Origin of the sequence: Actinocorallia libanotica (genome assembly GCF_039525175.1) — a bacterium.
GTDB lineage: Bacteria > Actinomycetota > Actinomycetes > Streptosporangiales > Streptosporangiaceae > Actinocorallia > Actinocorallia libanotica.
This window is the reverse complement of record NZ_BAAAHH010000044.1, coordinates 26,187-51,975: the sequence shown is the minus strand read 5'-3', so window position 1 is coordinate 51,975 and position 25,789 is coordinate 26,187. Positions and strand designations below refer to the sequence as shown.

The following is a 25,789-nucleotide window of genomic DNA, read 5'->3' as shown; positions in this document are numbered from 1 at the left end:
GACGCCGTGCCCGCACGGCGTCGGCGGCGGGGCGGTCACGCCGCCAGGACCGTGGTGGGGGCGGGGCGGCGGGGGACGAGGAGGGCGGCGAGGGCGGCGCGCAGGAGGCCGGCGGCGCCGAGCCAGAACGCCTGGCCGTAGGCGGCGTCGGTGGGGACGGGGCGGGCGAGGGTGGCGCTTCCGGCCAGGAGGGTCGCCACGATCTGGCTGCCCAGGGAGGAGCCGACGGAGCGGATGAGGGCGTTCACGCCGGTGGCCTGGCCGCTCATCTCGCGGGGGCAGGCGTCCACGAGGATGTTCGGCATCGCCGCCATGCCCAGGCCGATCCCGCCGAACAGCAGCACCGACCAGCCGATCACCGCGCCCTGCGAGCCGTGCGCCGTGGCGAGCGCCGCCAGCCCGGCCGCGCCCAGCAGCGCGCCGGCGATCAGCGGGGTCCGCTGCCCGAACCGCAGGCTCAGCGTCCCGGCGAGGCCGCCGGTCACCAGCATCGCCAGGCAGGCGGGCATCAGCAGGAGTCCCGAGCCGGTCGCGTCCAGCCCCAGGCCGTAGCCGGCGGCCTCGGGGGTCTGGGCGAGCTGCGGGATCAGCATGAACGCGCCGAACATCCCGAACCCGAACAGCAGCGTGGTGACGTTGGTGAACAGCACCACCGGCCGGCCCAGCACCCGCATGTCGACCAGCGGGTCGTCCGCGCGGCGCTCGTAGTGGACGAACACCGCCAGCACGACGAGGCCGGCGGCGATCAGGCCGAGGGTGCGGGCGTCGCCCCAGCCCCAGGCCGAGGTGCGGGTCAGCGCGAACAGCGGCGCCACGAGTCCTGCCGTCAGCAGCACCAGGCCGCCGAAGTCGATCCGGCCGGGCGTGCGCGCCCCGTCGGCGGGCAGCAGCAGCGAGCCCAGCGCCGCGGCGCCCGCCATGGCCGCCCCGGCCCAGAAGATCCACTCCCAGGAGGCGTGGTCGACCAGGAGGCCGCCCATCAGCAGGCCGCCGCCCGCGCCGATCCCCGCGGTCGCCCCGACGATCCCCAGCGCCACGGGGCGGCGCCGCGGCGAGAACGCGTCGCTGATGATCCCCATGCACAGCGGGATGATGCCGCCGCCCGCGCCCTGCACGATCCGCGCGGCCACCAGCACCCACACGTTCGAGGCGAGCGCCGCCACCACGCTGGCCGCGGCGAACAGGAGCAGCGCGGCGACGAGCATCCGCCGCTTGCCCCACATGTCGCCCAGCCGCCCGAACACCGGCGTCAGCACCGCGGCCGCCAGCAGGTATCCGCTCATCACCCACGACATGTCCGCCGCGGACGCCTCCAGCTCGCGCCCCAGCACGCCCATGCCGGGCAGCACCGCCGTCTGCGCCAGCGCGAACGACGCGGCGGCCAGCGCCAGGATCAGGATCAGCACGCCTTCGGACCCGTTCTCGGCCCGCGGTGTCTCACTCACCCTCGTCTCCGTTCTCCCTTGAGTGGACCCTCGGGTCCGCTTGAGACGATAGCGGAGTACCGGACTCTGGAGTCCACTTCAACGGGTGCACTGGATCACACCGGGGCGGTCAGGCGCGGCGGGTGGTCCAGGCGGCCCCCCGGACGGTCGTGGTGAGCAGGGTCAGGCCCAGCAGCAGCCCCGCCAGCGCGGCCACGGCCAGGGGGTGGGGGCCCGCCGGGACGCCGCCGTCACGGACCGCGCCCATGAAGTCCAGCGGCGCCAGGCCGTTGAACGCGCAGTACCACAGGGCCGGATAGAGCGCCTGGAACAGGCGGGGAGTACGGGTCAGGATCCCGGCGGCCAGGGCCAGAGACGGGATCAGCAGGGCGCCGCCGAGCCAGGCCGCCATGCCGGGGGCGTCCCCGGAGGCCGCCATCCGGAGAAGCGGCGCCAGCCCCGGCAGGACCGTGACGGCCAGACCCGCGGTCCACTCGGCGAGCAGGCGGCGGTGCGGCGCCGGGTAGGCGCCGATCAGGCCCTCCATGCCGTCGCTCTGGTGGCGGGTGCCCAGTCTCGACCAGAGCAGGACGGGCCAGACCCAGGCCAGCGGCAGCGCCACCGCCGCGACCGAACCCGACGGAACGGCCAGGCCGACGACCGCCAGGATCGCCGCGCCCAGCCACCACCACCTGGTGGCCTCCCGCACGATGACGGTCAGCTCCCCGGCCAGCAGCCTGCCGAAGGTGTTCCCGTACGCCGGAGCCGTGGCGGGCAGGCCGCGGTAGGCGGGAGCGGGCGGAAGCCCGGGCTCCGCCGCCTGCTGCGGCGTCGGCCGAAGGGTGCCGCGTGCGGGGTCGAACCGGCCGAACCAGAGCGCGGGCAGCAGGACCACGGCGAGCGCCGCCACGACGAGCAGGGCCCGGCCGCCCAGGAATGCGGCGGTCAGCGGGAAGCCGTCCCACGGGAAGGACTTCAGCGGTTCGGGTTCCTCGGTCAGGCCGAGGCTGAAGGAGCTGTGGCGCTTCCACAACCCCTGCTCGACCATCGCGGCGCGCAGCGCCTCCACGACGTGCCGCGCGCCGAGAACGTCGAAAGGCGCGCGTTCGGAGAGGCTGCCGACCGCCACGGCCAGCCACACGAAGAACCATCCGGCGTTGCCGAGACCCCCGCGCAGCAGCGGGAGCGTCTCGAACAGCAGCGCCGCGGCGGCGGTCGCCACCGCCATCGGCAGGGCGATCACCACGAACGGGGTCAGCAGCGCGACGGGGTCGATCGCCCGGTCCTCGGCACGGGCGAACTGCATCACCGCCGCCGTCGCCGCCAGGACCGCCACCATCGAGCCGAGCACCATGGTGTTGCTGAGGAACTTCGCGGCCAGGTAGGCGGGGGTGCGCAGCGGCGTCGCGGCCACGAGGCGGCCGACCCCGGTGCGCTCGTCGCGTTCTATGGCGCCGCGCACGACGTAGAAGCCGCCGAGGGTCAGCCACAGGGCGGCGGCCAGCGCGGTGGCCGTCCCGACGTAGGCGCTGTCGTAGACGCCGCGGTACCCGCCGATGTTCATGATCACCAGCCGGGCCTGGGGGTCGGGGACGGCGAGGTAGCCCAGGATGACCGCGGCGAGCAGCGTCACCGCGTAGACGGGGCGGCGCACCCGGTCGCGGAAGTCGCCCAGGGCCAGGCCGCCGATGCTCCGGAACATCACCGCAGACCCCCCATCGCACGGCTCGGGGCGGGGGCCGGCTGGACGAGGCCCAGGTACACGTCCTCCAGGTCGGGTGCCGCCGGGACCGCGCCGGGGCTCGGGGGCGCGTCCGAGATCACCCGCAGCCGCACGCCCTCCGCCGTGCGCACCATCCGGCTCACCACGTACCCCATCCGGACGGCGTCCGCCTCGGCCGGGGACACCAGCAGATCCCACACGCGGCCCCGCGCCATGTGCAGCAGCTCGTCGGGGGTGCCCCGGCGCAGCAGCCTGCCGCCCGCCACGACCGCGATGTCCGAGGCCACCGACTCGATGTCGGAGACGATGTGCGTGGAGAGCATGACGACGCGGTCGGCGGCCAGGTCGGCGAGCATCGTGCGGAACCGGACGCGCTCCTGCGGGTCGAGGCCCGCCGTCGGCTCGTCCACGATGATCACGCGGGGGTCGGCGAGCAGCGCCTGGGCGATCCCGACGCGCCGCAGCATGCCCCCGGAGTACCCGCCCAGCGGGCGCTTGGCCGCCTCGGTGAGGTTCACCAGCTCCAGCAGCTCCCCGATGCGGGCCTTCGACGAGCGCGCCGACATGCCCTTGGCCGCCGCCAGGTAGGACAGGAACTCCCGCGCCGTCAGGTTCGGGTGGGCGCCGAAGTCCTGCGGCAGGTAGCCGAGGTGGCGGCGCAGCGCGTCCGGGCGGGCGACGACGTCGACGCCGTCGAACAGCACCTTCCCGGACGTGGGGCGGGTGATGGTGGCGGCGATCCTCATCAGCGAGGACTTGCCCGCGCCGTTGGGCCCCAACAGGCCCAGCATCCCCGGGCCGAGGCGCATCGTCATGGTGTCGACGGCGCGCTTGCCGCCCCGGTAGACCTTGGTGACGTCGATCAGTTCCAGCATGGCACTCCTCCTGCAGGCGCCGGTTCGGCGCTTCTTCAGGCTCGTGCCGCCGGGGGTGCCGCCACATCTCCCATTCGGCAGATATCGCCTCAGTCCGTGCCGGGCCGCGCGGGCAGCGCGCACACCACCAGCCAGCCGCCCGCCTCATCGGATCCGGCCGACAACGTCCCGCCCTGCCCCCTGACCCGCGCCTCCAGCTCGGCGAGGCCGGTGCCGCCCGACCGCCGAACCCGGGCCAGACCCGCGCCGAACCGGCCGCGTCCGCCCCCGTCGTCGCGGACGCTGACCTCCACGCCGGACGCGGTGCTCCGGGCCGAGACCTCCACCCGGTTCGCCCGGCGCGCGTGCCGCCGGACGTTCGTCAGCGCTTCGAGGACCACCCGGTAGGCGGTGGCGTCCGCCTCCCGCGGCAGGCGTCCGACGGCCTCGGGGTCGAGCTCCAGCCCGGCGTGCGGGAGGCCCGGAGCCGAGAACCGGCCGACGAGGTCCGGCAGGTCGCCCAGGCCGTACAGGCGGGTCGGCGGCGGCCCGGCGGGCGCGTCGTCCGGGTCGCGCAGCGCTTCGAGGGTCTGGTCCATCGACTCCAGGGCGCGCTGGCCCGCCTCCTCGATGCGGCGCTGCACCTCCCGCGCCGCCCCGGCGTCCAGGTCGCGCAGCTGCGCGGCCTGCGCCTCCAGGACGATGCCGGTCACCTCGTGGGCGACGAAGTCGTGCAGGTCGCGGGCGAGCGCCAGCCGCTGCGCGCGGCGCGCCTCGGCGACCGCGCGGACCCGCCGCCGGTCCAGCCCCCGCAGGTAGAAGCCGACGGCGGCCGCGCACCCCAGCGGGAACAGGAACAGCGCCGAGCCCACGAGCGAGGTCTTCAGCAGCTCGTCCTCCTCCGTCAGGAGGGCCGGCCGCAGCGCCATGACCAGCACCGCCACCGTGATCGCCGCGACCAGGGCGGCCGCCCGGCGGGGCGGCTCCCGCCGGATCACCCGTCCGGCGAGCACCAGCACCGCCAGGAGCCCCGCGATGCTCCACAGTTCGAGCGGGTCCTGCGGCCCCCGGTACGCCAGGTACACCACCAGCGTCACGGTGACGGTCGCCGCCACCGCCGACGCCGTGGTGATGCCCCGGTACGGGCGGCGCAGCAGCGCGGCGGCCGCCGCCGCGAGCGTCGGGAACGCGGCCATGATCTCGTCCGGGAGGGCGGCCAGCCCCGCGGCGGACACCGCCGCCGCCACCGCGCACAGGAGGATCGGCCGTCCGCCGGGGTCCGGGGCCGCGCCTTCCTCAGCGCGGCCGCTGCGAGGCATAGCCCAGCTCCCAGGCGTACACGGCGACCCCGACCCGGTTGCCCACGCCGAGCTTGCGCTGGATGTTCGCCAGGTGCGTCTTCACGGTGCCGGGCGAGATGAACAGCTCCGCGGCGATGTCGGCGTTGCTCTTGCCCTGCGCGACCTGCCCGGCGATCTGCCGCTCCCGCTCGGTGAGGGGCTCGTGCGGCGGTTCGAGGGCGGGCGCGGGCTCGGCCACGTGCCGCAGCAGCCGCACCGTGATCGAGGGGCTGATGAGGCTGTCCCCGCTCACCGCCGCCCGCACCGCCTCCACCAGCAGTGCCGGACCCGACCGCTTGAGCACGAACCCCGAGGCCCCGTACCGCAGCGCCGGATACACGTACTCGTCCAGGTCGAACGTCGTCAGGATCACCACCTTGACGGGCTCGGCCGCCTCCGGCCCCGCCAGCCGCCGGGTGACCTCCAGCCCGTCCAGGCCGGGCATCCGGATGTCCACCAGCGCCACGTCCGGGCGCAGCCGCCCCGCGAGCCGCAGCGCCTCGACGCCGTCGGCGGCCTCCCCGACCACCTCGATGTCGGGGTGGCTCTCCAGAATGGTGCGCACCCCGCGCCGCACCATCTCCTGATCATCGGCTATGAGCACCCGTATCGACACGGTAGGGAAGCCTATGCCGTCCTCCGCGACGTCCCGGATGAAGGTGAGACGAACGGACAAAGCGGCGGGACGCTCTGACATGGATCACGCGCGCGGACCGGACGATCCTGGAGTCATCACCCCGACGACACCCAGGAGTCCTCATGGCCGCCAAGCCCGTCCTCGTCATCGGCGCGACCGGTAAGACCGGCAGCCGCGTCATCACCCGGCTCAACGAGCGCGGCCACGCCGTCCGCGGCGTCTCCCGCAACACCGAGATCCCCTTCGTCTGGGAGAAGCGGGAGACCTGGCCCGAGGCGCTGCGCGGGGCGGGCGCCGTCTACATCTCCTACTCCCCCGACCTCGCCGCCCCCGGCGCGCCCGCCGACATCGAGGCGTTCGTCGCCGCCGCCGCCGACGCGGGCGTGGAGCGGCTCGTGCTGCTCTCCGGCCGGGGCGAGCACAACGCGGTCCGCTGCGAGGAGATCGTCCGCGGCTCCGGCCTGCCGTACACGCTGCTGCGCGCGAGCTGGTTCGCGCAGAACTTCACCGAGGGCCCCCTGCTGGGCCCGGTGCTCGACGGGCTCATCGCGATGCCCGCCGGCGAGGTCGCCGAGCCGTTCATCGACCTGGACGACCTCGCCGACGTCGCGGTCGCGGCGCTCACCGACGCCCGCCACGAGGGCCGCCTCTACGAGCTCACCGGGCCGGAGCTCCTGACCTTCCACGAGGCCGCCGCGCGGATCACCGAGGCCGCGGGCCGTCCGGTCGCCTACCTCCCCGTCACCCTGGAGCAGTTCCACGCCGAGCTCTCCCGGCAGGCCGGGCCGGAGTACGCCCACCTGCTGACCGAGCTCTGCCGCGAGGTCTTCGACGGCCGCAACGCCTCGCTCGGCCACGGCGTACGCGAGGCGCTCGGCCGCGAACCGCGCGACTTCGCCTCCTTCTGCCGCGACGCCTCCCCCGCCTGGACCCTCCCGTCCTGAGCCCGTGGACGCGCCGGTCGATGAACGCGCCGCCTCCCGGCACGGCCGGCCGGAGCGGCCGGGGCTCCCCGGCCGGCGCCTCAGACCGGGGTCAGGCCGAAGCCGGTGAACCTGATCAGGTCGGACATGGTGAACTCGCCTTCGTGCGCCGACGGCAGGAAGGGCAGCCAGCCGGGTTCCATCGCCGGGTAGGAGGAGGGGTCGGTGTGGAGGAGGCCGAGGAGGACCTCGGCGACGATGCGCCCGCCGACCGGCCCGAGGTGGCGGCCCCCGTGGAGGCACCGGGCCTCGCGCAGCACGTAGTACCACAGGGGCGCCGGGCCGGGCTCCGGCAGCGCCAGCTCGCCGTCGGTCAGCGGCCTGACGCCCATGGCGCCGGCGACCGCCTGCCCCGAGGGCAGGCCGAGCCGCGCGCCCCGGGTGAGGTTGCGCCGGATCAGGGAGGACATGCCCGGCGCGACCTCGGGGGGCAGCGCGTGCAGCGGCGGGGCGATCCCCGTGTCGATCCTGCGGCTGGGCTGCAGTTCCGCGGGGTCGCCGCCGAGGTCGAAGAACCGCGGCCATTCCACCTGCCACTGCGGAGGCAGTTTCCGAAAACCCCCGAAATGTCCGAGGGGATTTTCACCGACCGGCTCGGGGGTGAAGGTGGGCAGCGGCGGAACCGTGGTGTTGAGCCGGTACCCGCCCCGCACCATGGAGTGGCCGAACCGGTAGGCGGCGCCGGAGAACTCGACCGGGATGAACGGCGCGTTGCGCCACCGGAAGAGCCGCAGGTCCGCCTTTTCCACCGGCTCGCCGCCGGGCACCAGCGGCTCCCGCCTGAGGACGGATCCGAACGTCCGCCCGCCGACGACACGGCGCAGGAAGTCGTGCACGACGATCCACTGGTAGTGGTGGCGCACCGTCCGCTGCGCGGCGTCGAAGGGCGTCTCGCCGGCCCGCGGCGCGGCCTTCGGGAACTCGTGCAGCCGCTCCAGGACCTTGTTGTGGAACAGCATCATCGTCAGGTGGATCTGGCTCACGAAGACGTTCTCGTCGTTGCGCGGGTCCCCGATGATCGCGGTCTCCCACGGGTTGCGCGGCAGGTCCCGTTCGCCGTCGTGCCCGCCGACGAGGAACGCGCCGGTCCCCCTCCGGTCGTAGAGGTAGGGCTGGTCGTCGGGGCCCCGGCCGTAGAGCGAGTCCAGGTCGAACCGGGGGGAGCGGAAGCTGACCAGCGCGTCGGGGTCGTTCTGCCGGTCCAGGCTCGACTGCGGGTCGAACGTCAGGTCGTGGTCGACGAACTGGCCCAGGTAGGTGTAGCCGGCCGGGATCGCCTCGTTGTCGCCGCCGGGGTCGCCGGACCGCTCCACCATCGTCCGCACCAGCGCCTCGATGAACGCCTCGTCGGGCGTGAACGGCGGCAGCCTCCGGAACATCCGCCCGAACCGGCCCTCGTGCAGCGGGGAGCCGGGTACCGATCCGAGGCCGCGGGGAAGGCCGGCGTGGCCCCGTCCGGGCGGCCCCCCGCGACCGGCCGCGCCGGCCCCCTTCCACCCCGGCCGTTCCGAAACGCCCATCAGCGCCGCCTCTCCTCGTCGCACCGGTCTCGCCCTTTCGGAATTCCCGGAAAGCCGCACGGCCAAGCAAAGGACCGGCATAAATAATTGCGCACTATGCCCGAATTCTTGCGCTTTATAGGGAAGGGATTCCAGAGAAATCACGGAGACGGAGAAGGAGCGCGCTGGGCCTTCGCCGATTGTCCGCTCTCTGCCTAGATTTTGTGCTCCGTACAGGGTGCTGGAGGAACGGGCGGGAACTCTCCTATCGGGTGTTCAACCGGCGATCGCCGGATTTCCGCAAGGTGGGCGACACCGGTAGGAGAGTCCATGTACGAGACCGAGCAGCGGGTGCGTTCCGCCCGGGAGACGACCACGACGGCCGGGGCCACCGCGGCGGCCGGGGTGCCCGCGGCCCCGCGGGCCGGGGAGCGGTACGAGCGGTACGCGGGCGGCAGCCCCGAGCTGGAGCGGCGGATCTTCGAGGAGCTCGCGCGGGACCTCATGCTGGTCCAGCTGAAGATCAGGAAGCGGAGCGGGGCGCGGAGCGTCGACCGGGCGTTCCACGCCAAGGGGCTGCTCGGGGTGGAGAACGCGGCGCTGCGGTTCCGTGCCGACCTTCCGGCGGACCTGCGGGTCGGATTCGCCCGGCCCGGCGCCGAGTACCCGGTCATCGCGCGCTTCTCCAACGCCAGCGGGCTCCGGCAGGCGGACGCCGCGCCCGACCTGCGCGGTGTCGCCCTGCGGATCCAGGTGGGCCAGGAGGAGACGCACGACCTGCTCATGACGAACCACCCCGTCTCCCACGCCGCGAACGCCCGCGAGTTCGTCGCGTTCGCGCAGGCCATGGCGGGCGCCGACACCGCGCTGCGCAAGGGCCTGGGGCTGTACGTCAAGCTGCCGCGGAAGGTCGGCCGGCGCGCCGCCGCACGGATGCGGCGCAACATCAAGGCGGGCACCGGGCGGACGGTGCGCAGCCTCGCGCTGGAGACGTACTGGAGCCGCGGCGCGATGCTGTGGGGCGGGGCCGGGCCGGTGCGCTTCCACCTGCGCCGGGTCCCCGACGCCCCTCAGGGCCCTTCCCCGGCCCTGAACGACCCCGACTACCTCGGCCACGAGATGGCCGCACGGCTGGCCCAGGGGGACGTCGTCTTCGAACTGTGCGTCCAGCGGTACCGGGACGCCGAGCGCACGCCCGTCGAGAACGGCGCGACCGCGTGGAAGGACTCCCCGTCCGTCCCGGTCGCGACGCTGACCATCCCGCGCCAGGACGTCGGGACCGCGGAGGGGCGCGCCGCCGCCCTGCGCGTCGACGGGCTCGCCTTCGACCCGTGGAACACCACCGACGACTTCCGGCCCCTCGGCAACGTCAACCGCGCCCGCAAGGCCGCCTACGAGGCGGGCAGCGCCTACCGCAGGGGTCAGCGCTTCGTCACCCCCGTGCCCAGGCGCAACGCCGTCGCCTCCCGGATCCTGGGCCGGGGGTTCCGCGCCGTCAACCGCGCCGTCCCGTGGCACCGGATGCCCGCCCGGCTGGGCCTGCTCAACCTCATCACCCTCCGGGAAGGGCTGCAGCGCCACGACCTCATCGACACCGAGGTCCGCGAGGCGCCGCCCGAACCCCGCCAGATGCCTCCGGCCATCGACGAGGAGATGCTCGTACGGCGCAGCTTCGACGGCTCCTACAACGACCTCTCCGAGCCGATGATGGGCTCCCTCGGCACGGCCTTCGGCCGCAACATGCCGCCCGTCTACCGGCCGAGCCTGTTCGACGTGCCCAACCCGGTGACCGTCAGCAGGCAGCTGCTGCGCCGGCTGAACTTCCTCCCCGCCCGCACCCTCAACCTGCTGGCCGCCTCATGGGTCCAGTTCCAGGTGCACGACTGGGTCAACCACCGGCGCTACCCGGTGGGCACCAGGAACGTCGAGGTGCCGCTGCCGCACGGCATGACCTGGTCCAACCTGCCGGGCGGGACACCCGAGGGGGTGATGCGCTTCGCCGAGAACCACGGGGTGCGGGCGGCCGAAGGAGAGCCTCCGATCCTGTTCGCCAACACCGCCTCCCACTGGTGGGACGGCTCGGAGGTGTACGGCGGCGACGAGAGCGTCGCCATGTCGCTGCGCGAGCCCGGCGGCGCCGCCGAACTGCGGCTGGAGGACGGGCACCTGCCGCTCGGCCCCGACGGCGTCCCGCTCACCGGCTTCCGGGAGAACTGGTGGCTGGGCGTCAGCCTCATGCACACGCTCTTCGCCCGCGAGCACAACACGGTGTGCGAGGCGCTGCGCACCGCGTACCCGCGCATGCAGGAGGAGCAGATCTACCACACGGCGCGGCTCGTCGTCTCCGCGCTCATCGCCAAGATCCACACACTGGAGTGGACGCCGGCGATCCTCGCCACCGACACGATCGCCGCCGGCATGCGCGCCAACTGGTCGGGGCCGCCGCGCGACTGGGCGACGCGGCTGGGCCTGTGGCTGGCCGACGCGCACGCGCTCACCGGCATCCCCGGGACGGCGCCCGACCACCACGGCGTGCCGTACTCCCTCACCGAGGAGTTCGTCGCCGTCTACCGGATGCACCCGCTGATCCCCGACGACTACGAGTTCGCCGACCACCGCACCGGCCGCTCCCTGGGGAGCCTGGGCCTGGAGGGCATCCTGGGCACGGCGGCCGAGGACGTGCTGCGCCGGACGGGCCTGTCCAGCGCGCTCTACTCGTTCGGCATCGCCCACCCCGGCGCGATCGCCCTGCACAACTACCCGAGGACGCTCCAGCGGCTGGAGCGGGAGGGCGAGATCATCGACCTGTCGGTGGTCGACCTCGTGCGCGACCGGCGGCGCGGCGTCCCGCGCTACAACGACTTCCGCTCCGGGCTGCGCAAGCCGCGCGTCCGCCGGTTCGAGGAGATCTCCGCCGACCCGGACACCGCGGCGCGGCTCAAGGACGTCTACCGCAGCGTCGACGAGGTCGACACGATGGTCGGCCTGTTCGCCGAGACCCCGCCGGAGGGGTTCGGCTTCAGCGACACCGCCTTCCGGGTGTTCCTCCTCATGGCCACCCGGCGGCTGCAGAGCGACCGGTTCCTGACCGTCGACTTCCGCCCCGAGATCTACACGCCGCTCGGCATGGACTGGATCGCCCGCAACGGCATGAACGACGTCCTGCTGCGGCACTGCCCGGACCTCGCGGCCTTCCTGCCCAGGGAGGCGAGCGCCTTCGCGCCGTGGCGCCCCGCCCTGCCCGAGGAGCCTCCGCCCGGCGTCCTCGGACTCGCCTGAACCCGGGAGAGAGCATGCGGATCTACGAGGCCGTCGTCCGGGTACTGGAGGACGTCGGGGTGGAGGCGGCTTTCGGCGGGGCGGGCGAGGGCATCACCGGCCTGATGATGGCGCTGAAGCGCTCCGAACGGATCCGCACGGTCATCACCCGCAACGAGCAGGCCGCCTCCTTCATGGCCTGCGGGTACGCGATGTACAGCGGGAAGCCGGGATTCTGCTTCGCCTCCGCCGGTCCGGGCGCGTTCAACCTCTTCTCCGGGCTGGCGACGGCGCTGGCCGGGTGCTATCCCGTCCTGGCCGTCTCGGGGTACGCCGACCGCAGGTTCCGGGGCTGGGGGGCGCTCAACGAGACGTCGGGGCTGAGCGGGACGCCGGACTCCCGGACGATGTTCGCGGCCACCACCAAGGCGTCCTTCGTCATCGACGACCCGGGCGAGGTCTTCGACGTGCTGGAGGAGGCCGTCAACCTGGCCTTCGCGGGGCGGCCGGGGCCGGTGCACGTCCACGTCCCCCGGGACCTCGACGACCGGAGCGTGAAGGTGCGCGGCATCCGGCCCGTCCGGCTCGCGGTCGCGCCCGTCCTGCCCGATCCCGCGCGGGTCGAGGAGATCGCGGAGGTGCTGGCGCAGGCCGTCGCCGGGCGAAGGCGCGTGGTGGTGCTCGCCGGTTTCGGCGCCGTGCTCAGCGGCGCCGGGCCGGAGATCGAGCGGCTGATCGAGCGGTTCGGGTTCCCGCTGCTGACCACGCTCGACGGCAAGGGCGTCGTCTCGGAGCGGCACCCGCTGGCGGCGGGCGTCTTCGCCGACAGCGGCCACGCCTCGGCGTGGCGGGAGTTCCGGGAGGCGGACGTGGTGCTGTGCGTGGGCAACTCCCTCGGCCAGCACGCCACGTTCGACTACCGCGAGGACCTCTTCGACGGCAAGGTGCTCGTGCACGTCAACATCTCCGAGGCCGAGTTCCACAAGGCGTACAAGCCCGACTACACACTCCTGTCGGACGCGCGCCCGGCGGTGGCGGCGATCGCCGGCGCGCTGGAGCGCAGGGCGGGCGGTGCGCCGCCCGCCGAGGCGCGCGTCCGCGGCCGGGAGGTCCGGCCCATCGTCCACCTCACCGGCAAGATCCATCCGGGTGAGCTCGCCCGGGAGATCGGCGGGATGCTGCCGCCCCGCGCCGTCCTGCTGGCCGACTCCGGCGCGCACGCCTCATGGCTGGGCTACCACGTGGAGCTCCGGGACGGCCAGCGCTTCCGCAAGCACGACGCGTTCGGCGCGATGGCCGCGCACGTCAACGGCGCCATCGGCGTCAAGCTCGCCCACCCCGACCGCACGGTCGTCGTCGGCTGCGGCGACGGCTGCTACACGATGGGCGGCTTCGAGCTGATGACCGCCGTGGAGCACGAGATCCCCGTCATCTGGGTCGTCTTCAACGACCACGAGTACAAGCTCGTCAAGCTCGCCCAGCTCTTCGAGCACCAGGAGACGGCCTTCGTCGACTTCCAGAACCCCGACTTCGCCGCCTACGCCCGCGCCTGCGGCGCCGAGGCGCACACCGCCGAGACCATCGAGGACTTCAGGTCGGCCTTCCGCACGGCCCTGGACTCGGGACGTCCCACGCTCATCGACGCCCACGTCTCCCGCTGCCCCGCTCCGCACTACAGCCCTTCGCCCAAGGGCCTCATCGCCGGGCTCACCGAGACGTTCGAGTCGCGCCTCCACACCTGACCCGCACCCGTCGGGCGCGGGTCAGGCGGCGGTGTGGCGGGCGGCGTGGAAGAGGTGGCGGTAGGCGCGGCGGAGGGCGTCCAGGTCCTCGACCGGCTCGGGGAAGGAGAAGCGCAGGTCGAAGGGGGCGGGGCCGCCGGGCGCCGAGCAGCGCACCCGCAGGCCGAAGCGGTCCAGGCCGACGGCGCGCACGTCCGGCACCGGGGTGACGTCGCCGAAGCGGCGGCCGAACAGCGCCCGCAGCTCGTCGCGGTGGTGGGCGTCGAGGTGGGAGACCAGGGAGGGCTCCACCGCGGCGAACGGGTCGGGGACGGCCTCGGCGTAGTCCTCGGGCTCGATGACGCAGTCGCCCCACAGGTCCTGCAGGTGCACCTCGGCGATCTCCAGGGAGAGGATCGTCCACTCCGGCTCCTCGCCGGGGCGGGGGATGCGCACCCCGATGTCGAGCAGGTCGGAGCGGGGGTGCAGCCGCGAGATCCGCACGGCCGCCTCGCGCCGCGACTCCAGCGGCACCTCGGTCACCCAGCCGTGCAGCCAGGCCGTGCCGCGCACCCGGTCGGCCAGCGGCACCGGCGCCAGGTCGGTGATCTGCAGCGTGACGGGCAGGTCCGCGGCGTGCGCCAGGCTCTGCACCACCGGGGAGGCGGTCGGCATGAGCAGCAGCGGCGTGCCGCCGGGGCCTGCGACGTGCGCGGTGACGATCTCCTCGGGGAGCTCCAGGGCGGTCAGCGAACCGCCGGCGACGCCGTAGGCGAGGGTGCGAGCCCGCTCGGCGGGTCCAGGTCTGCAGATCACCGGTGGTCCTCCTGTGACGGGACGGGTGACGGGACGGGGCGGACGGAAGGCCGTTGTTTAGGTTAGGCTAGCCTTACTTAGGCATACCTAATCACGAAGGAGCACCATGAACAACCCCCGGCCGAAGGCGAAACTCTCGCGCGCCCTGGGCATCCCGCTCACCCCCAAGTGCGTGAAGTACTTCGAAGCCCGGCCCTACCCGCCGGGCGTGCACGGCCGGGGCCGCAAGAAGGACTCCCCCTACAAGGCGCAGCTGCTGGAGAAGCAGCGCCTGCGCGCGCAGTACAACATCCGCGAGGCCCAGCTCCGGCTCGCCTTCGACCGGGCGCGCAAGGTGGACGGCAAGACCGGCGAGGCGCTGATCGTCGACCTGGAGCGGCGGCTGGACGCCCTGGTGCTGCGCGCCGGCTTCGCCCGCACCATCTACCAGGCCCGCCAGTTCGTCGTGCACCGCCACATCCTGGTGAACGGCCGCCGCGTCGACCGCCCGTCCTACCGGCTGCGCCCGGGCGACTTCATCACCGTCGCCGAGAAGAGCCGCGCGATGGTCCCCTTCCAGACCGCGGCCCAGGGCGGCTACGCGCCCGCCGTCCCGGCCCCCTACCTGGACGTGCGCGCCGACGCCCTGCTCGCCCGGCTGGAGCGGCTCCCCCTGCGCCGGGAGATCCCGGTCGTCTGCGACGAGCAGCAGGTCGTGGAGTTCTACAGCCGCTGACCGCGGCCGCTCACCGCGGCCGCTCACCGCATGGCCGATTCATGACCGGTCGTTCATATGCTTATGTGATTACCGTGCAGTATGAAGACGACCGGACGGTGGCGGGACGTTACCGGCTCCTGACCCCGCTGGGCGAGGGCAGCATGGGCGTGGCCTGGCGCGCCCATGACGAGCACATGCGCCGCGACGTGGCGCTCAAGCGGCTCCGCCTCCCCGCCTCGGGAACCGGGCAGCACGAGGTGCTGGTCGCCCGGATGGAGCGCGAGGCCCGCGCCGCCGGGCGGCTTCGCCATCCCCACATCATCACGGTCTACGACCAGTTCCGGGACGAGGAGGACCTCCCCTGGATCGTGATGGACCTGGTGCCCGGCCCCTCGCTGGCCGGGCTGCTGGAGTCCGCCGGGCCCGTCTCCCCCGAGGAGGCGGGCCGCATCGGCGCCCACGTGGCCGAGGCCCTGGCCGCCGCGCACGCCGAGGGCGTGGTCCACCGCGACATCAAGCCCGGCAACATCCTGCTGGAGGAGGGCCGGTCGATCCTCACCGACTTCGGCATCGCCTCCCTCGACGACGCCTCCACCGCGCTGACCGCCACCGGCACGATCGTGGGCACCCCCGCCTACCTGGCGCCCGAGCAGATCCGCGGCGAGAGCGCCACCCCCGCCTCCGACGTGTGGTCGCTGGGCGCCACCCTCTACACCGCGGTGGAGGGCCGCACGCCCTTCCAGGGGCCCAACACCGCCGCCCTGCTCTTCGCCATCAGCCAGGCCGAGCACGAGCCGCCCCGCAACGCCGGGCCGCTGACCCCCGTCCTGCGGGCGCTGATGAACCCGGTCCCGGCCGACCGGCCCACCGCCGCGGAGGCGGCGGTGCTGCTGCGGGAGGCGGCCGGGGACACCCCGGTGGTCCCGGCCCCCCGCGCCGCCGCCTCGGCGCTCCCCGTCCCCTCGACCATGGCCCTGTCGACGTCGCCGCTCCAGGCCACCACCTCCCCCACCGTCGACTGCGTCCTCCTCCCCGAGCCCTGCGGCCCGCCGCTGGAGGGCCACGCCGGGACGATCCGGGCGGTGGCGTTCAGCCCCGACGGGCGCCTGCTGGCCAGCGGCGACGGCGACGGCACGATGTGGTTGTGGGACCTGGAGCGCCGCGCCCCGGCCGCGCCGCCGGTCCCCGGCCACGCCACCATGGTCGACGCGGTCGCCTTCAGCCCCGACGGGCGGCTGCTGGCCAGCAGCGGCGACCACGCGGTGCGCCTGTGGGACGCCGAGACCCTCGCCCCCGCCCGCGAGCCGCTGCGGGGCCACACCCACGCGGTGCGCTCCGTGGCGTTCAGCCCCGACGGCCTGCTGCTGGCCAGCGGCGGCACCGACGGGACGGTCCGCGTGTGGGACCTCGACAGCCCCGCCCCCGTCTCGGTGTTCGACCACTCCGGCTGGGTGCTGTCGGTGGCGTTCAGCCCCGACGGGCGGCTGCTGGCGGGCAGCAGCAGCGAAGGCGTCATCCGGTTGTGGGACATGACCGCCCACGCTCCCTTCGGCCTCCCCGTCCAGGACCACCGGGGCTCGGTCGCCTGCGTGGCGTTCAGCCCGGACGGGCGGCTGCTGGCCGGGTGCGGCGGCGACGGCACCGTCCGGCTCTGGGACGCCGCCACGCTCTCCCCCGTCGGCTCCCCCCTGCGCGAGCACGAGGGCTGGGTGCTGTCCCTGGCGTTCAGCCCCGACGGGCGGCTGCTGGCCGGCGGCGGCGAGGACGGCACCGTCCGGCTGTGGGACACCGCCTCCCACACCCCGGTGAGCCACCCCCTGACCACCGACTCCGGCTCGGTCGAGGCGCTGGCGTTCAGCCCCGACGGGCGGCTGCTGGCCACCGGCGGCAGCGACCAGGAGCTCCTGCTGTGGCGCCTGGACTGAGCCCGCTCAGCCCAGCGAGGGCAGCTCCTTGCGCCCCCGCGCCTCCAGCAGGGTCAGCGCCTGGCGCAGCTCGGCGCGCTGCCGGTCGCTGAGCGGCCCGGAGAAGAACTCCCGCAGCACCTCGCCGTGCACCAGCAGCGCCCGCTCCAGGGTCTCGCGCCCCCGCTCGGTGAGCGAGGCGTGCTGGACCCTGCGGTCGGTCGGCGAGGTGGCGCGCACCACCAGGCCCGCCTGCTCCATCCGGTTGATCAGGCGGGTCATGCCGCCGCTGGTCAGGATCATCTCCTGCGCCAGGTGGCTCATCGAGCGGCACCCGTCCTGGAGCCGCAGCATCACCTCGAACATCACGTGGGTGATGCCGGTGCGCCGCTCCAGCGCCCGGCCCATGATGCGCTCCAGCCGTGTCGTCGCGCTCAGCAGCAGCCCGAAGTCCCGGGTCGGCTCCTGGTCCGCAATGCCCTCCGCGTCGGCGTCCACCGCGGTCCCACTTTCTGTCCGGCCGGGAGCCGTCCTGCGAAGGCCCCCGGACACGAAGGTAGCCGGGGGTCCGGACGGACGGAGCCGAAAACCGTCAGTTCTTCTCACCCTTCTCGCCGTCCTTCTCCGCCGGTGAGGAGGTCGGTCCGGCGCTCGGGACGGAGGTGACGGACGTGGTCGACGCGGTGCTCTCGGAGCCCGCCGGGACCATGGAGCTGATCATCCATGTGCCGTCGCGCTTGATCAGGCCGAGCGTCAGATGGCTCTTGCCGATCGTCTGCGGCTCCTGCAGGGCGCTGGACTCGCCGCGGAGGTCGAAGACCAGGACGGCGCTGGCCAGGCTCCCGTCGACGGAACCGACGTAGACGGCGTAGGTGGTGGACCTCAGCCTGGTCTTCTGCGACTGGAACTGCTCGCGGAGGGCGTCGAGGTCCACCTTCTTGCGCTCCGCGAGGGCGTCGCCGGTGAGGTAGGTCAGCGCCTTCTCATTGGCGCTCTCGACGTCTTCATAGGAGTAGGTGGCCATCACCTCGCCGAAGGCGCTGACGCGGGCGACGATCTCCTCGCGCTCCGCGGCGGCGGAGGCGGCCGACCGCCACTGGAACAGGGCGAACCCGGCGAGCAGCGCCAGGACGACGACACCGGCCGTCAGCAGCGCGGTGGTCCGGCCGCCCGCCCCCGAGGGGAGCGCCGGAAGCCTCCGAGCGCGCGAGGGCCTCTCCGCCGCGGCGGGTTCCTCCTCCGGTTTCCCGGCCGCGCCGGGCCGCTCGGGCCGCTCGACTTTCTCGGTGGCCGCGGCCTCGTCTTTCTCGGTGGCCGCAATCTCGGCGGGCTCGGCGGCGTCGGCCTCGGCCAGGACGGCGTCGACGGTCGCCTCGTCGAGCTCCTCGTCGTCGAGGAACTCGATCACCCGGACGCGGCGGACGGGCTTCCTGCCCGGACCGGTGGTCGTGCTCACTTCTGTTCTCCTCGGGGTGTTCACCGGCGACGGCGCCGCGCGCGGGCCAGGGCGGGGACGGAACGTACGGCGACTCTCACCAGCACCGCCAGCGCCAGAAGCGGCGGAAGGTAGATCAACCAGGCGGGGGGCCCGCCGGCCTCCCGTGCGGCGGCGGGGCGCGCCGCGACCGTGCCCACCGGTTCCGCGGAGGCGGAGGGTGCCGCCGCCGGCGTCTCGGCCGCCCGGCCGCCGTCCCTCCGGCGGTCCGCGACGGGCTCCGCCTTGCGGAACGGGTCGGCGCCGTTGCCGCAGGCCGGGATGCCGGGCACGGCGGGCTGCGCCATCGGCGTGCGGAAGTCCTCGGGCGCCTCGCCCGCGGTGGAGATGATCGCCGCCAGGTTGATCGCCTGCTGGTCCCCGACGCCGGTGGGCTGGATGAGGTCGTCGAGCGCGACGACCAGCTCGTCGGCCATGCCGAGGGTGCGCTCCAGGTCCCGCAGGTTGCGCTGGGTGCCCAGCGGGCTCAGGGTCCCGCCGGCGAGCGCGTCGAGGGCGCAGCCCACGGAGTCCTCGGTCCGCCCGACGAGCTCGGTGAGCCGGGTGGTGAACCCGGGCGCCCGCCGGTTCAGCTCCTTGATCTCGGCGTGCAGGTCCGCCAGCGGCCCCAGGATCGCCGCGGTGTCGTCGATGCCGTTGCCCAGCGCGTCCTTGTGCCCGGCCAGGGAGCGGGTGAGCCGCGAGAGGTCCTTGGTCAGCCCGTCGATCAGCTCGGTCCGCTCCGCGAAGGTCGCGGTCAGCTCGTCGCCGCCGTCGATGATCTGGCGCAGCGAGCCCTCGCGGCCCTCCAGGCCCTTGGCCAGCTCGCTCCACAGCAGCCGCGTGGCCTTCGGGTCGACCGCCTCGATCCCGTCGACGACCTTGGCGAACAGGTCTCCGTAGGAGACGGGGACGGAGGTGTGCTCCTTGGGGATCACCCCGCCCTGCCGCATCGGCTCGGACAGGTCGGCGCCCGGCAGGGGCGACAGGTCCACGTACGGCTCGCCGACCGCCGACTTGCGCCCCGCCGCCGCCTTGAGGGCCGCCGGGAGCCGCACCCCGCGGTCGATGGCCAGCTCGGTCACCACCTGGTGCCCGGCGTCGTCCAGCCGTATCGACTTGATCTTCCCGACGCCGACGCCGAGGTAGGCGACCTCGAAGCCCTCGTGCAGCCCCGGCGAGGAGGCGAACTCCGCGCGGATCGTGTACGGCCGGTCGACGACCTCCAGGCGCACGACGTTCTGCAGCGCCCAGACCGCCATCACGACCGACAGGACCGCGAAGACCGCCACGTTGAACAGGACGCGCCCGCCGTTCACCGCCCGCCTCCCTGGATGATCTGGTCGAGGAACGGGAAGACGGGGCTGGCCGGGTCGTCCTTGGAGGCGTCGTTGTGGAAGCCGCCGCGGATCGCGCCGAACAGCAGCAGCTGCCCGTCGTAGACCACGCGCGGGATGACGGCCTGGAAGTCGACGAGGCTCGCCACCAGCCGGTCCATCTGCTCCCTGCTGGAGCCGATCGTCTCCAGGGTCGGGTCCAGGCGCTCGATCAGCGTGCGCATCTTCTCGGCGCGTCCGACGAAGACCCTGTCGTTGAGCTCCTCGGCGGCGGCCGTCAGCCGGTCGACCGTGTCGATGATCTTTTCCTTGTTGTCCTCGACCAGGCCGATGGTCTCCTCGATGTCCCCGGAGGCGAACGTGCCTTCGTGCTTCTCCAGCATCCGCCCGAGCTTGGCGAGCTGGTCGATGGCGTCGCCGAGGTCCTCGCGCTGGTCGGTGAAGAGCGCCATCAGGTCGCCCGACTGGGCCACCATGTCGTTGAGCTTGGCGCCCTGCCCGTCCAGCGCCGTCGCGCCCTCGTTGACCAGGGTCGCGATGTCGTCGCCGCTGATCGCCTTCAGGATCTCGCCCGCGCTGTCGGCCACCCGCTCGAACTGCGGCGCGACGCTGGTGTGCTCGATCCGCGCGCCGTCCTGGAGGTAGGGGCCGCGGGTCAGGGCGCCGCCCTCGGGCAGCGTCAGCTTCACGAAGTTCTCGCCCAGCAGCGAGGTCTGCGCGACCTCCGCCGACGTCCCCGCCGGGATCCTGTACTCGTCCTCGACGGAGATGGTCACCTCGGACTCGTAGCCGACCAGCCTCACCCCGGTGACGCTGCCGATCCGGATGTCGCTCATCTGCACGCTGTGCCCGGCGACGAGGTTCTGCGAGTCGCTGAAGCGGGCGACCAGCGTCAGCTCGCCGGTGGGCGCGCCGAGCGTGGAGGGGGCGCACGCGCCGGAGGCCCCGGCGACGACCGCCAGCGCCAGGGGCGGGAGCAGCCTTCTCATCTCTAGTCCTCCCACTTGCAGTTGGCGAACACGGGCTGGGGCAGGATGCAGGCGTCCCCGTCCGAGACGCCGAGCTGGCGCACCAGGTTGCGCAGCGCCGGGTCGAGCGCGACCTTCAGCGTGGCGGTGTGGCTCTTGGGGTCCCAGGTCTCCAGCAGCGCCTCGGCGACCTTCGGCAGCGAGGTGATGAGCTGCTCCAACTGACCGCTGTTGCCCTTGAGCACCAGCGTCACCTGGGTGAGGACGCGCATGTCGTCGGCTAGGGTGCCCTCGTACTTCTGCAGCAGGACGTCGCCGCTGCGCACCAGCCTCACCAGCGACTTCACCAGCCTCTCGATCGCCGAGCGCTCCTGGGCGAACACGGAGGTCGCGGTGGACAACTGCTCGATCATGTCGCCGAGCGCGTCCTCCCTTCCCTCCACCACGTCCGACAGGACCGAGAGGTTCTCGGCCAGCTCGGCCAGCGAGTCGGCCTGCCCGCCGAGGGTCTCGGTGAGCCGCCCGCTCTCCTGCAGCACCTGGTTGAAGACCTCCCCGTTGCCCTCGAAGGACTCCGCGGCCTTGCGGGTGACCTTCCTGGCCTGCGTCGGGTCGATGGCGTCGAGCACCTCGGTGAAGGCCGCGAGCGCCTCGTCGGTCTCGATCGGCAGGGTGGTGTCCTTCTGCTCGATGACGTGCCGGGCCGGCGCCTTGGGCCCGCCGGTGTAGGCAGGGTAGAGCACCAGGTTGCGCTCGCCGACGAGGTTGAGCGGCACGATCGACGCCTTGACCTCGGCGGGCAGCGGGACGTCTCCGTCCACGCTCGCCTCGACCCTGATCCGGTCGGCCTGGATCTCCACCTTCTCCACGGTGCCGACGTCGATGCCCATCACCTTGACGTGCGAGCCCTCGTAGAAGCTGGTGGTGCGGTCGAAGTAGACGGTCAGGCGGGTGCGGCCGGTGTCGTCCAGGGCCGAGCAGCCGGTCGCGGAGAGCAGCGCCGCCGCCAGGCCGAGGGCGGCGAGCCTCGTTCGGGGGGTCACGGCCGCGCCTCCGGGGGAAGGATCGTCTTGGTGTTCTGGAGCACGCCCAGGCCCGTCGCGATGAAGGCCAGGTTGCCGGTGTCGCCGGCCGCGGCCACGTTCTCGAAGGTGGGGCCGAGCAGCGCCAGGGTGGTGTTCAGGTCGCCGATGTCCGGCTCCAGCCGCTGGGTGATGGTGTGCAGGTTGGCCAGGAGGTCGTCGAGTTCCTTGCCGCGCCTGTCCACCACGTTCGCCAGCGCGGAGACGGTCCTGCTGTTGCCGCCCAGCGAGTCGGCCAGCTCGTCGCGGTGCTCGGAGAGCGTGCCCAGCAGGGTGCGCGACGCCTCGATGAGGCGGGTGAGGTCGGCGTTCTTCCGCGCCAGCGTCCCCGTGAGCTGGTTGGCGTTGGAGATGAGCCGCTGGAACTGCGGGCTCTTCTCGTTCAGCGCCGCGTTCAGCGTGCTGATGTTGGTGAGCAGCCTGTTGAGGTTCTTCTGCGACGGGAGCGTCAGCTTCTCCGTCTCGTTCAGGACCTTGGTGAGCGCCGCCATGTCGAGTGTGCCGAGGTCGCCCGTCGACTTGTTCACGGCGTCCACGACCGTGTACGGGGTGCCGGTGCGCTCCTTGGGGATGCGCCGCTTCGCCTCGGACAGCTCGTCCAGGTAGGGCTTCTGCACCGGGCCGGTGAGCTTGATGTACCGGCCGCCGAGCAGATTGGACATCTGCACGTCCGCGCGTGTGCGCGGACCGAGCTCGATGCCCTCGTCGACCCGGAAGGTGACCACGACGTGGCCCTTGTGGAAGTCCGGCTCGATCGCGGTGACCGAGCCGACCTTCACGCCGGCCAGGCGCACGTCGTCCCGTTCCCGGATGCCGCCGGTCTCGCCGAACACGGCGGTCACGTGGTAGCCGCCGCGGAACAGGCCGAGCTGCCCGTACAGGAAGGCGAAGGCGAGCAGGACGCCCAGGACCGCCAGGGAGGCGACGGCCACGAGCCGCCGGTCGCGGTCGCGCAGGGAGCCGAGCCTGGGGCGCCGCCCGCGCACGGCCGTGACGCGGGAGAAGGTCTTCTTCATCACCGTCCTCCCTGTCCCGACAGCCGGCCGAGCAGGCTCCGCAGGGAGGCCGCGCCGTCGCGCCGCTCCTGGTCGGTCGTCTTGTTCTCGGGCCCGGGCAGCCGCATCGGGGTCGGGCAGGAGCCCTGGACGACGTTGATGCACATGGCGTTGACCCGCAGGTAGTGGCCGCCGTTCGCGACGCTGAACAGGGAGCGCAGCGCGGGAGGCAGTCCCTGGAGGACCTGCTCCAGCCGGTCGGCGTTGTCCGCCGTGCCCTGCGCGATCCGGTCGAGGTTGGTGATCGCGCGCTCCAGCTCCCGCTGGTTGCCGCTGATCACCCGGTCCAGGGTCCGGCTGACCTGGGCGAGCTCGCCGCCGGCCGAGCCCAGCAGCTCGGTGTTGCCGGCGAACGCCTCGCTGATGGCCACCAGGTCGCCGATGACCTGGTCGATCTGCCGGTCCCGGCGGACCGCGACGTCCGTCAGGCCGGAGTAGCTGTCCAGGATCGAGGTCAGCTGCTCCTTGCGGTCGGCGAAGGTCCGCACGACCTGCTGCAGGCCCACCGTCATCGCGTTGATGTCCTCGGTGTTGCCCTCCAGCATCTCCGCGACCGCCTGGAGGATCTTGTTGAGCTGCTCGGGATCGAGGTTGCGGGTGAGCGGGCCGAGGGTGTCGACGATCTCGCCGAGGTCGACCACCGCCTTGGTGGCGCGGATCCGCGAGCGGTGCTCCAGCCACCGGCCGCTCCGGGTGTCGCCCGGCATCAGGTAGATCATCCGCTGCCCCATGAGGTTGCGCCAGCGGATCTCGGCGGTGCTGTCGGCGGGCAGCTTCACGCCGCGGTCGACCATCATGGTGACCTCGGCCCTGCCGCGGACGACCTTCACCCCGGTGACCTTGCCGACGGGCGCGCCCGAGACCTTGACCAGGTCGTTGGCGAGCAGCCCTCCGACGTCGTCGAAGCTCGCGCGCAGCTCGTAGCGCTCGTTGAAGCTCGATCCGAGGATCAGCGAGCCGATGGAGAAGGTCAGCAGGGAGCTGACCACCACGAAGATGCTCACCTTGACCAGGGCCGCGGGAGTCGGCCCGTAGCGCCCGATGGTGCCCCGGGCCATCAGCCGTTCCCCTTCCGCTTCTTCTTGTCCTTCTCGCCCTTCGCGGGCTTCGGGTCGTCCTTGTCGGTGTAGGTCCACTCCGGCGGGCACAGGTCCGGAAGCTCGTCGCACAGGTTGAGCGAGACGTAGAGGTTGGTGTTGCCCAGCAGGGTGCCCTCGGGACCCGGGATCTGCATGATCGAGGCCAGCCCGCCGAAGAAGCCGTCGAGCCCGTTGATCAGCCCCACCAGCTCCTTCTGGCGCGAGTGGAGGCTGTCGTTGAACAGCGCGCCCTTGTCGATCAGCAGGGCGAGGTCGTCGCCGTTGTCCTTCAGCGTGCCGGAGAGCGCGTCGGCCAGGACCGAGGCGTTCTCCAGCGTCCGCTCGAAGTCCTCCGGGTCCTCGGTGAGGGTCCGGTTGAGGGTCGTGGCGTCCTTCAGCAGCTCGTCGATGGTCTCGGTGCGGCTGCCGAAGACGTCGGCCAGGTCCGCGGCGTCCTCCAGCGCCCGCGACGTGCTCCTGCGGTCGCGGTGCAGGACGTCGAGCACCTTCTGGGCGTTGTCGGTGGTCCGGCGCAGCTTCTGCCCGTTGCCGCGCAGCGCCTCGGCCAGGGTGTGCACCACCGTGGAGACGTCGTCGGGGTCGATCGCCTCGGCCAGCTCGGCGATGGGGCGCCCGGTGTCGGCGAGCTCGGCCGGGCCGGTGGTCCGGGTGATGGTCGCGTCCGACTCCAGGAAGGGCCCGACGCCCTCCCCCGAGCCGAGGTCGAGGGTGACGTCCTTGGGCCCGAAGACCGAGACCGCCTCGATCCCGGCCGCGACCGTGGCGGGCACCCGGATGTCCTCGTCGACCCGCAGCCGCACCCGGGCGCGGCCCCGGCCGTCGAGGTCGACCGAGACGACGGCGCCCACGGTCATGCCGCGGACCTTCACCCGCGAGCGGTCGTCCAGGCCCTGTCCGGCCCGGTCGAAGGTGGCGGTGAAGTAGCGCGACGGCGGGTCGGACGGCAGGGCCGCCACCACCGCGCCCGCGGCGCCCGCCGCGGCGATCCCGCAGCCCAGGAGCGCGAACCGCGTCCTGGCCGCCTTGGAGAGGGAGAGATCCGAGCCGCTCATCCGGTGATGCTCACCGTCCCCCCGGTTCCCCAGAAGATGTACGACAGGAGCAGGTTCACCAGCACGATCGCCACCCCGGACTCGCGGATCGCGTTGCCCGCGGCGATGCCCACGCCGACCGGCCCGCCGCTGGCGTAGTAGCCGCGGTAGCAGTGGATGAACATGACGATGAACGCGAAGACGACGACCTTCAGGACGCTGTAGAAGACGTCCTGCGGTGGCAGGTAGATGTGGAAGTAGTAGTCGTAGACGCCCTCGGACATCCCGAAGAACTGCACCGAGATGAACTTCGTGGCGAAGAAGCTGGAGAACAGTGCCAGGAGGTAGAGGGGCACCAGCGCGATGACGGTCGCGGCGATGCGGGTGCAGACCAGGTAGGCGACGGAGTTGATGCCCATCACCTCCAGCGCGTCGATCTCCTCGCTGATGCGCATCGCGCCGATCTCGGCGGTGCAGGCGCTGCCCACCTGGGAGACGAGCGCGATGCCGGTGATGACCGGCCCCATCTCCCGGATGGTGGAGAAGCTGGAGACCAGGCCGGTGAAGGACTCGACGCCGATGCGCTGCAGGGACGGGTAGCCCTGGACGCCGACGAGGGCGCCGGTGAGGAACGACATCGCGAAGATGACGAACACCATGCCGCCGCCGATGAGGACGGCGTTGACACCGATGGTCATGTCGCTCATGTGGCGCACGACGGCCTTGCCGTACTTGCGGCGGATGATCAGGTCGACCACCAGGTGGTACACGACCCGGCCCAGGAAGACGGGCAGATTCGCCGCGTTCGGCAGCCGCTTGACCCGATCCTGGACGGCGACGCCCAGTTTGCGCCCGGGGAGGATGGCAGCCAAGGGGTTCCTCGCAG

The 25,789-nt window shown here is 73.0% G+C and carries 21 protein-coding genes; 5 read left to right on the top strand and 16 right to left on the bottom strand.

The window, feature by feature from the left end; translation table 11 throughout:
- Window positions 1–35: 35 nt before the first annotated feature.
- The 5 genes from ABD140_RS34465 to ABD140_RS34445 form a co-directional block, all read right to left on the bottom strand.
- Window positions 36–1,445 (bottom strand): MFS transporter, encoded by a 1,410-nt coding sequence (locus ABD140_RS34465; protein ID WP_344246159.1) that lies wholly within the window; start codon window positions 1,443–1,445, stop codon window positions 36–38.
- 109 nt (window positions 1,446–1,554) lie between these two features.
- The gene (locus ABD140_RS34460) at window positions 1,555–3,126 is read right to left on the bottom strand and encodes a hypothetical protein (RefSeq protein WP_344246157.1); all 1,572 of its coding nucleotides are present in this window, start codon (window positions 3,124–3,126) and stop codon (window positions 1,555–1,557) included.
- Window positions 3,126–4,022: an ABC transporter ATP-binding protein gene (locus ABD140_RS34455; RefSeq protein ID WP_344246155.1), complete on the bottom strand. Its 897-nt coding sequence runs from the start codon at window positions 4,020–4,022 to the stop codon at window positions 3,126–3,128. Before ABD140_RS34455 ends, ABD140_RS34460 begins: the two co-directional genes overlap by 1 nt.
- 89 nt (window positions 4,023–4,111) lie before the next feature.
- A complete protein-coding gene (locus tag ABD140_RS34450) occupies window positions 4,112–5,320 on the bottom strand; it encodes a sensor histidine kinase (RefSeq protein WP_344246153.1) in 1,209 nt (402 codons plus the stop codon).
- Window positions 5,298–5,957: a response regulator gene (locus ABD140_RS34445; RefSeq protein ID WP_344246151.1), complete on the bottom strand. Its 660-nt coding sequence runs from the start codon at window positions 5,955–5,957 to the stop codon at window positions 5,298–5,300. Before ABD140_RS34445 ends, ABD140_RS34450 begins: the two co-directional genes overlap by 23 nt.
- Before the next feature lie 143 nt (window positions 5,958–6,100).
- On the opposite strand from ABD140_RS34445, the gene ABD140_RS34440 reads away from it, so the two are divergent.
- A complete protein-coding gene (locus ABD140_RS34440; RefSeq protein ID WP_344246149.1) occupies window positions 6,101–6,922 on the top strand; it encodes an NmrA family NAD(P)-binding protein in 822 nt (273 codons plus the stop codon).
- Window positions 6,923–7,002: 80 nt separating this feature from the next.
- Here ABD140_RS34440 and ABD140_RS34435 read toward each other — a convergent pair whose 3' ends face one another.
- Window positions 7,003–8,481 carry a peroxidase family protein gene (locus ABD140_RS34435; RefSeq protein ID WP_344246147.1) on the bottom strand — a complete coding sequence of 493 codons (1,479 nt, stop codon included), beginning with the start codon at window positions 8,479–8,481 and terminating at the stop codon, window positions 7,003–7,005.
- Between the two features lie 309 nt (window positions 8,482–8,790).
- Between ABD140_RS34435 and ABD140_RS34430 the strand changes: the two genes are divergently transcribed.
- Together ABD140_RS34430 and ABD140_RS34425 are read left to right on the top strand one after the other, a co-directional pair.
- Window positions 8,791–11,739, top strand: coding sequence for a peroxidase family protein (locus tag ABD140_RS34430; protein ID WP_344246145.1), 2,949 nt, complete (start codon window positions 8,791–8,793; stop codon window positions 11,737–11,739).
- Window positions 11,740–11,753: 14 nt separating this feature from the next.
- On the top strand, window positions 11,754–13,460 hold the full coding sequence (locus tag ABD140_RS34425; protein WP_344246143.1) for a thiamine pyrophosphate-binding protein: 1,707 nt from the start codon (window positions 11,754–11,756) through the stop codon (window positions 13,458–13,460).
- Window positions 13,461–13,481: 21 nt separating this feature from the next.
- Here ABD140_RS34425 and ABD140_RS34420 read toward each other — a convergent pair whose 3' ends face one another.
- On the bottom strand, window positions 13,482–14,255 hold the full coding sequence (locus ABD140_RS34420; protein WP_344246141.1) for a DUF2470 domain-containing protein: 774 nt from the start codon (window positions 14,253–14,255) through the stop codon (window positions 13,482–13,484).
- Between the two features lie 106 nt (window positions 14,256–14,361).
- On the opposite strand from ABD140_RS34420, the gene rpsD reads away from it, so the two are divergent.
- Both rpsD and ABD140_RS34410 read left to right on the top strand, forming a co-directional pair.
- Window positions 14,362–14,970 carry a 30S ribosomal protein S4 gene (gene rpsD, locus ABD140_RS34415; protein ID WP_344246140.1) on the top strand — a complete coding sequence of 203 codons (609 nt, stop codon included), beginning with the start codon at window positions 14,362–14,364 and terminating at the stop codon, window positions 14,968–14,970.
- Window positions 14,971–15,044: 74 nt separating this feature from the next.
- A complete protein-coding gene (locus ABD140_RS34410; protein WP_344246138.1) occupies window positions 15,045–16,877 on the top strand; it encodes a WD40 repeat domain-containing serine/threonine protein kinase in 1,833 nt (610 codons plus the stop codon).
- A gap of 6 nt (window positions 16,878–16,883) precedes the next feature.
- Here the strand turns inward: ABD140_RS34410 and ABD140_RS34405 are convergent, their stop codons facing one another.
- The 9 genes from ABD140_RS34405 to ABD140_RS34365 all read right to left on the bottom strand — a co-directional run bounded on the left by ABD140_RS34405 (window position 16,884) and on the right by ABD140_RS34365 (window position 25,775).
- Window positions 16,884–17,354, bottom strand: a complete 471-nt coding sequence (locus ABD140_RS34405; protein ID WP_344246137.1) for a MarR family winged helix-turn-helix transcriptional regulator — start codon at window positions 17,352–17,354, stop codon at window positions 16,884–16,886.
- A gap of 94 nt (window positions 17,355–17,448) precedes the next feature.
- On the bottom strand, window positions 17,449–18,312 hold the full coding sequence (locus tag ABD140_RS34400; protein ID WP_344246135.1) for a hypothetical protein: 864 nt from the start codon (window positions 18,310–18,312) through the stop codon (window positions 17,449–17,451).
- Between the two features lie 20 nt (window positions 18,313–18,332).
- Window positions 18,333–19,649 carry an MCE family protein gene (locus tag ABD140_RS34395; protein WP_344246133.1) on the bottom strand — a complete coding sequence of 439 codons (1,317 nt, stop codon included), beginning with the start codon at window positions 19,647–19,649 and terminating at the stop codon, window positions 18,333–18,335.
- A complete protein-coding gene (locus tag ABD140_RS34390; RefSeq protein WP_344246132.1) occupies window positions 19,646–20,656 on the bottom strand; it encodes an MCE family protein in 1,011 nt (336 codons plus the stop codon). Before ABD140_RS34390 ends, ABD140_RS34395 begins: the two co-directional genes overlap by 4 nt.
- A 2-nt stretch (window positions 20,657–20,658) precedes the next feature.
- Window positions 20,659–21,678, bottom strand: coding sequence for an MCE family protein (locus tag ABD140_RS34385; protein WP_344246131.1), 1,020 nt, complete (start codon window positions 21,676–21,678; stop codon window positions 20,659–20,661).
- On the bottom strand, window positions 21,675–22,733 hold the full coding sequence (locus ABD140_RS34380) for an MlaD family protein (RefSeq protein WP_344246129.1): 1,059 nt from the start codon (window positions 22,731–22,733) through the stop codon (window positions 21,675–21,677). Before ABD140_RS34380 ends, ABD140_RS34385 begins: the two co-directional genes overlap by 4 nt.
- A complete protein-coding gene (locus ABD140_RS34375) occupies window positions 22,733–23,830 on the bottom strand; it encodes an MCE family protein (RefSeq protein ID WP_344246127.1) in 1,098 nt (365 codons plus the stop codon). Before ABD140_RS34375 ends, ABD140_RS34380 begins: the two co-directional genes overlap by 1 nt.
- Window positions 23,830–24,924 carry an MCE family protein gene (locus ABD140_RS34370; protein WP_344246125.1) on the bottom strand — a complete coding sequence of 365 codons (1,095 nt, stop codon included), beginning with the start codon at window positions 24,922–24,924 and terminating at the stop codon, window positions 23,830–23,832. Before ABD140_RS34370 ends, ABD140_RS34375 begins: the two co-directional genes overlap by 1 nt.
- The gene (locus ABD140_RS34365) at window positions 24,921–25,775 is read right to left on the bottom strand and encodes an MlaE family ABC transporter permease (protein ID WP_344246123.1); all 855 of its coding nucleotides are present in this window, start codon (window positions 25,773–25,775) and stop codon (window positions 24,921–24,923) included. Before ABD140_RS34365 ends, ABD140_RS34370 begins: the two co-directional genes overlap by 4 nt.
- Window positions 25,776–25,789: the final 14 nt, after the last annotated feature.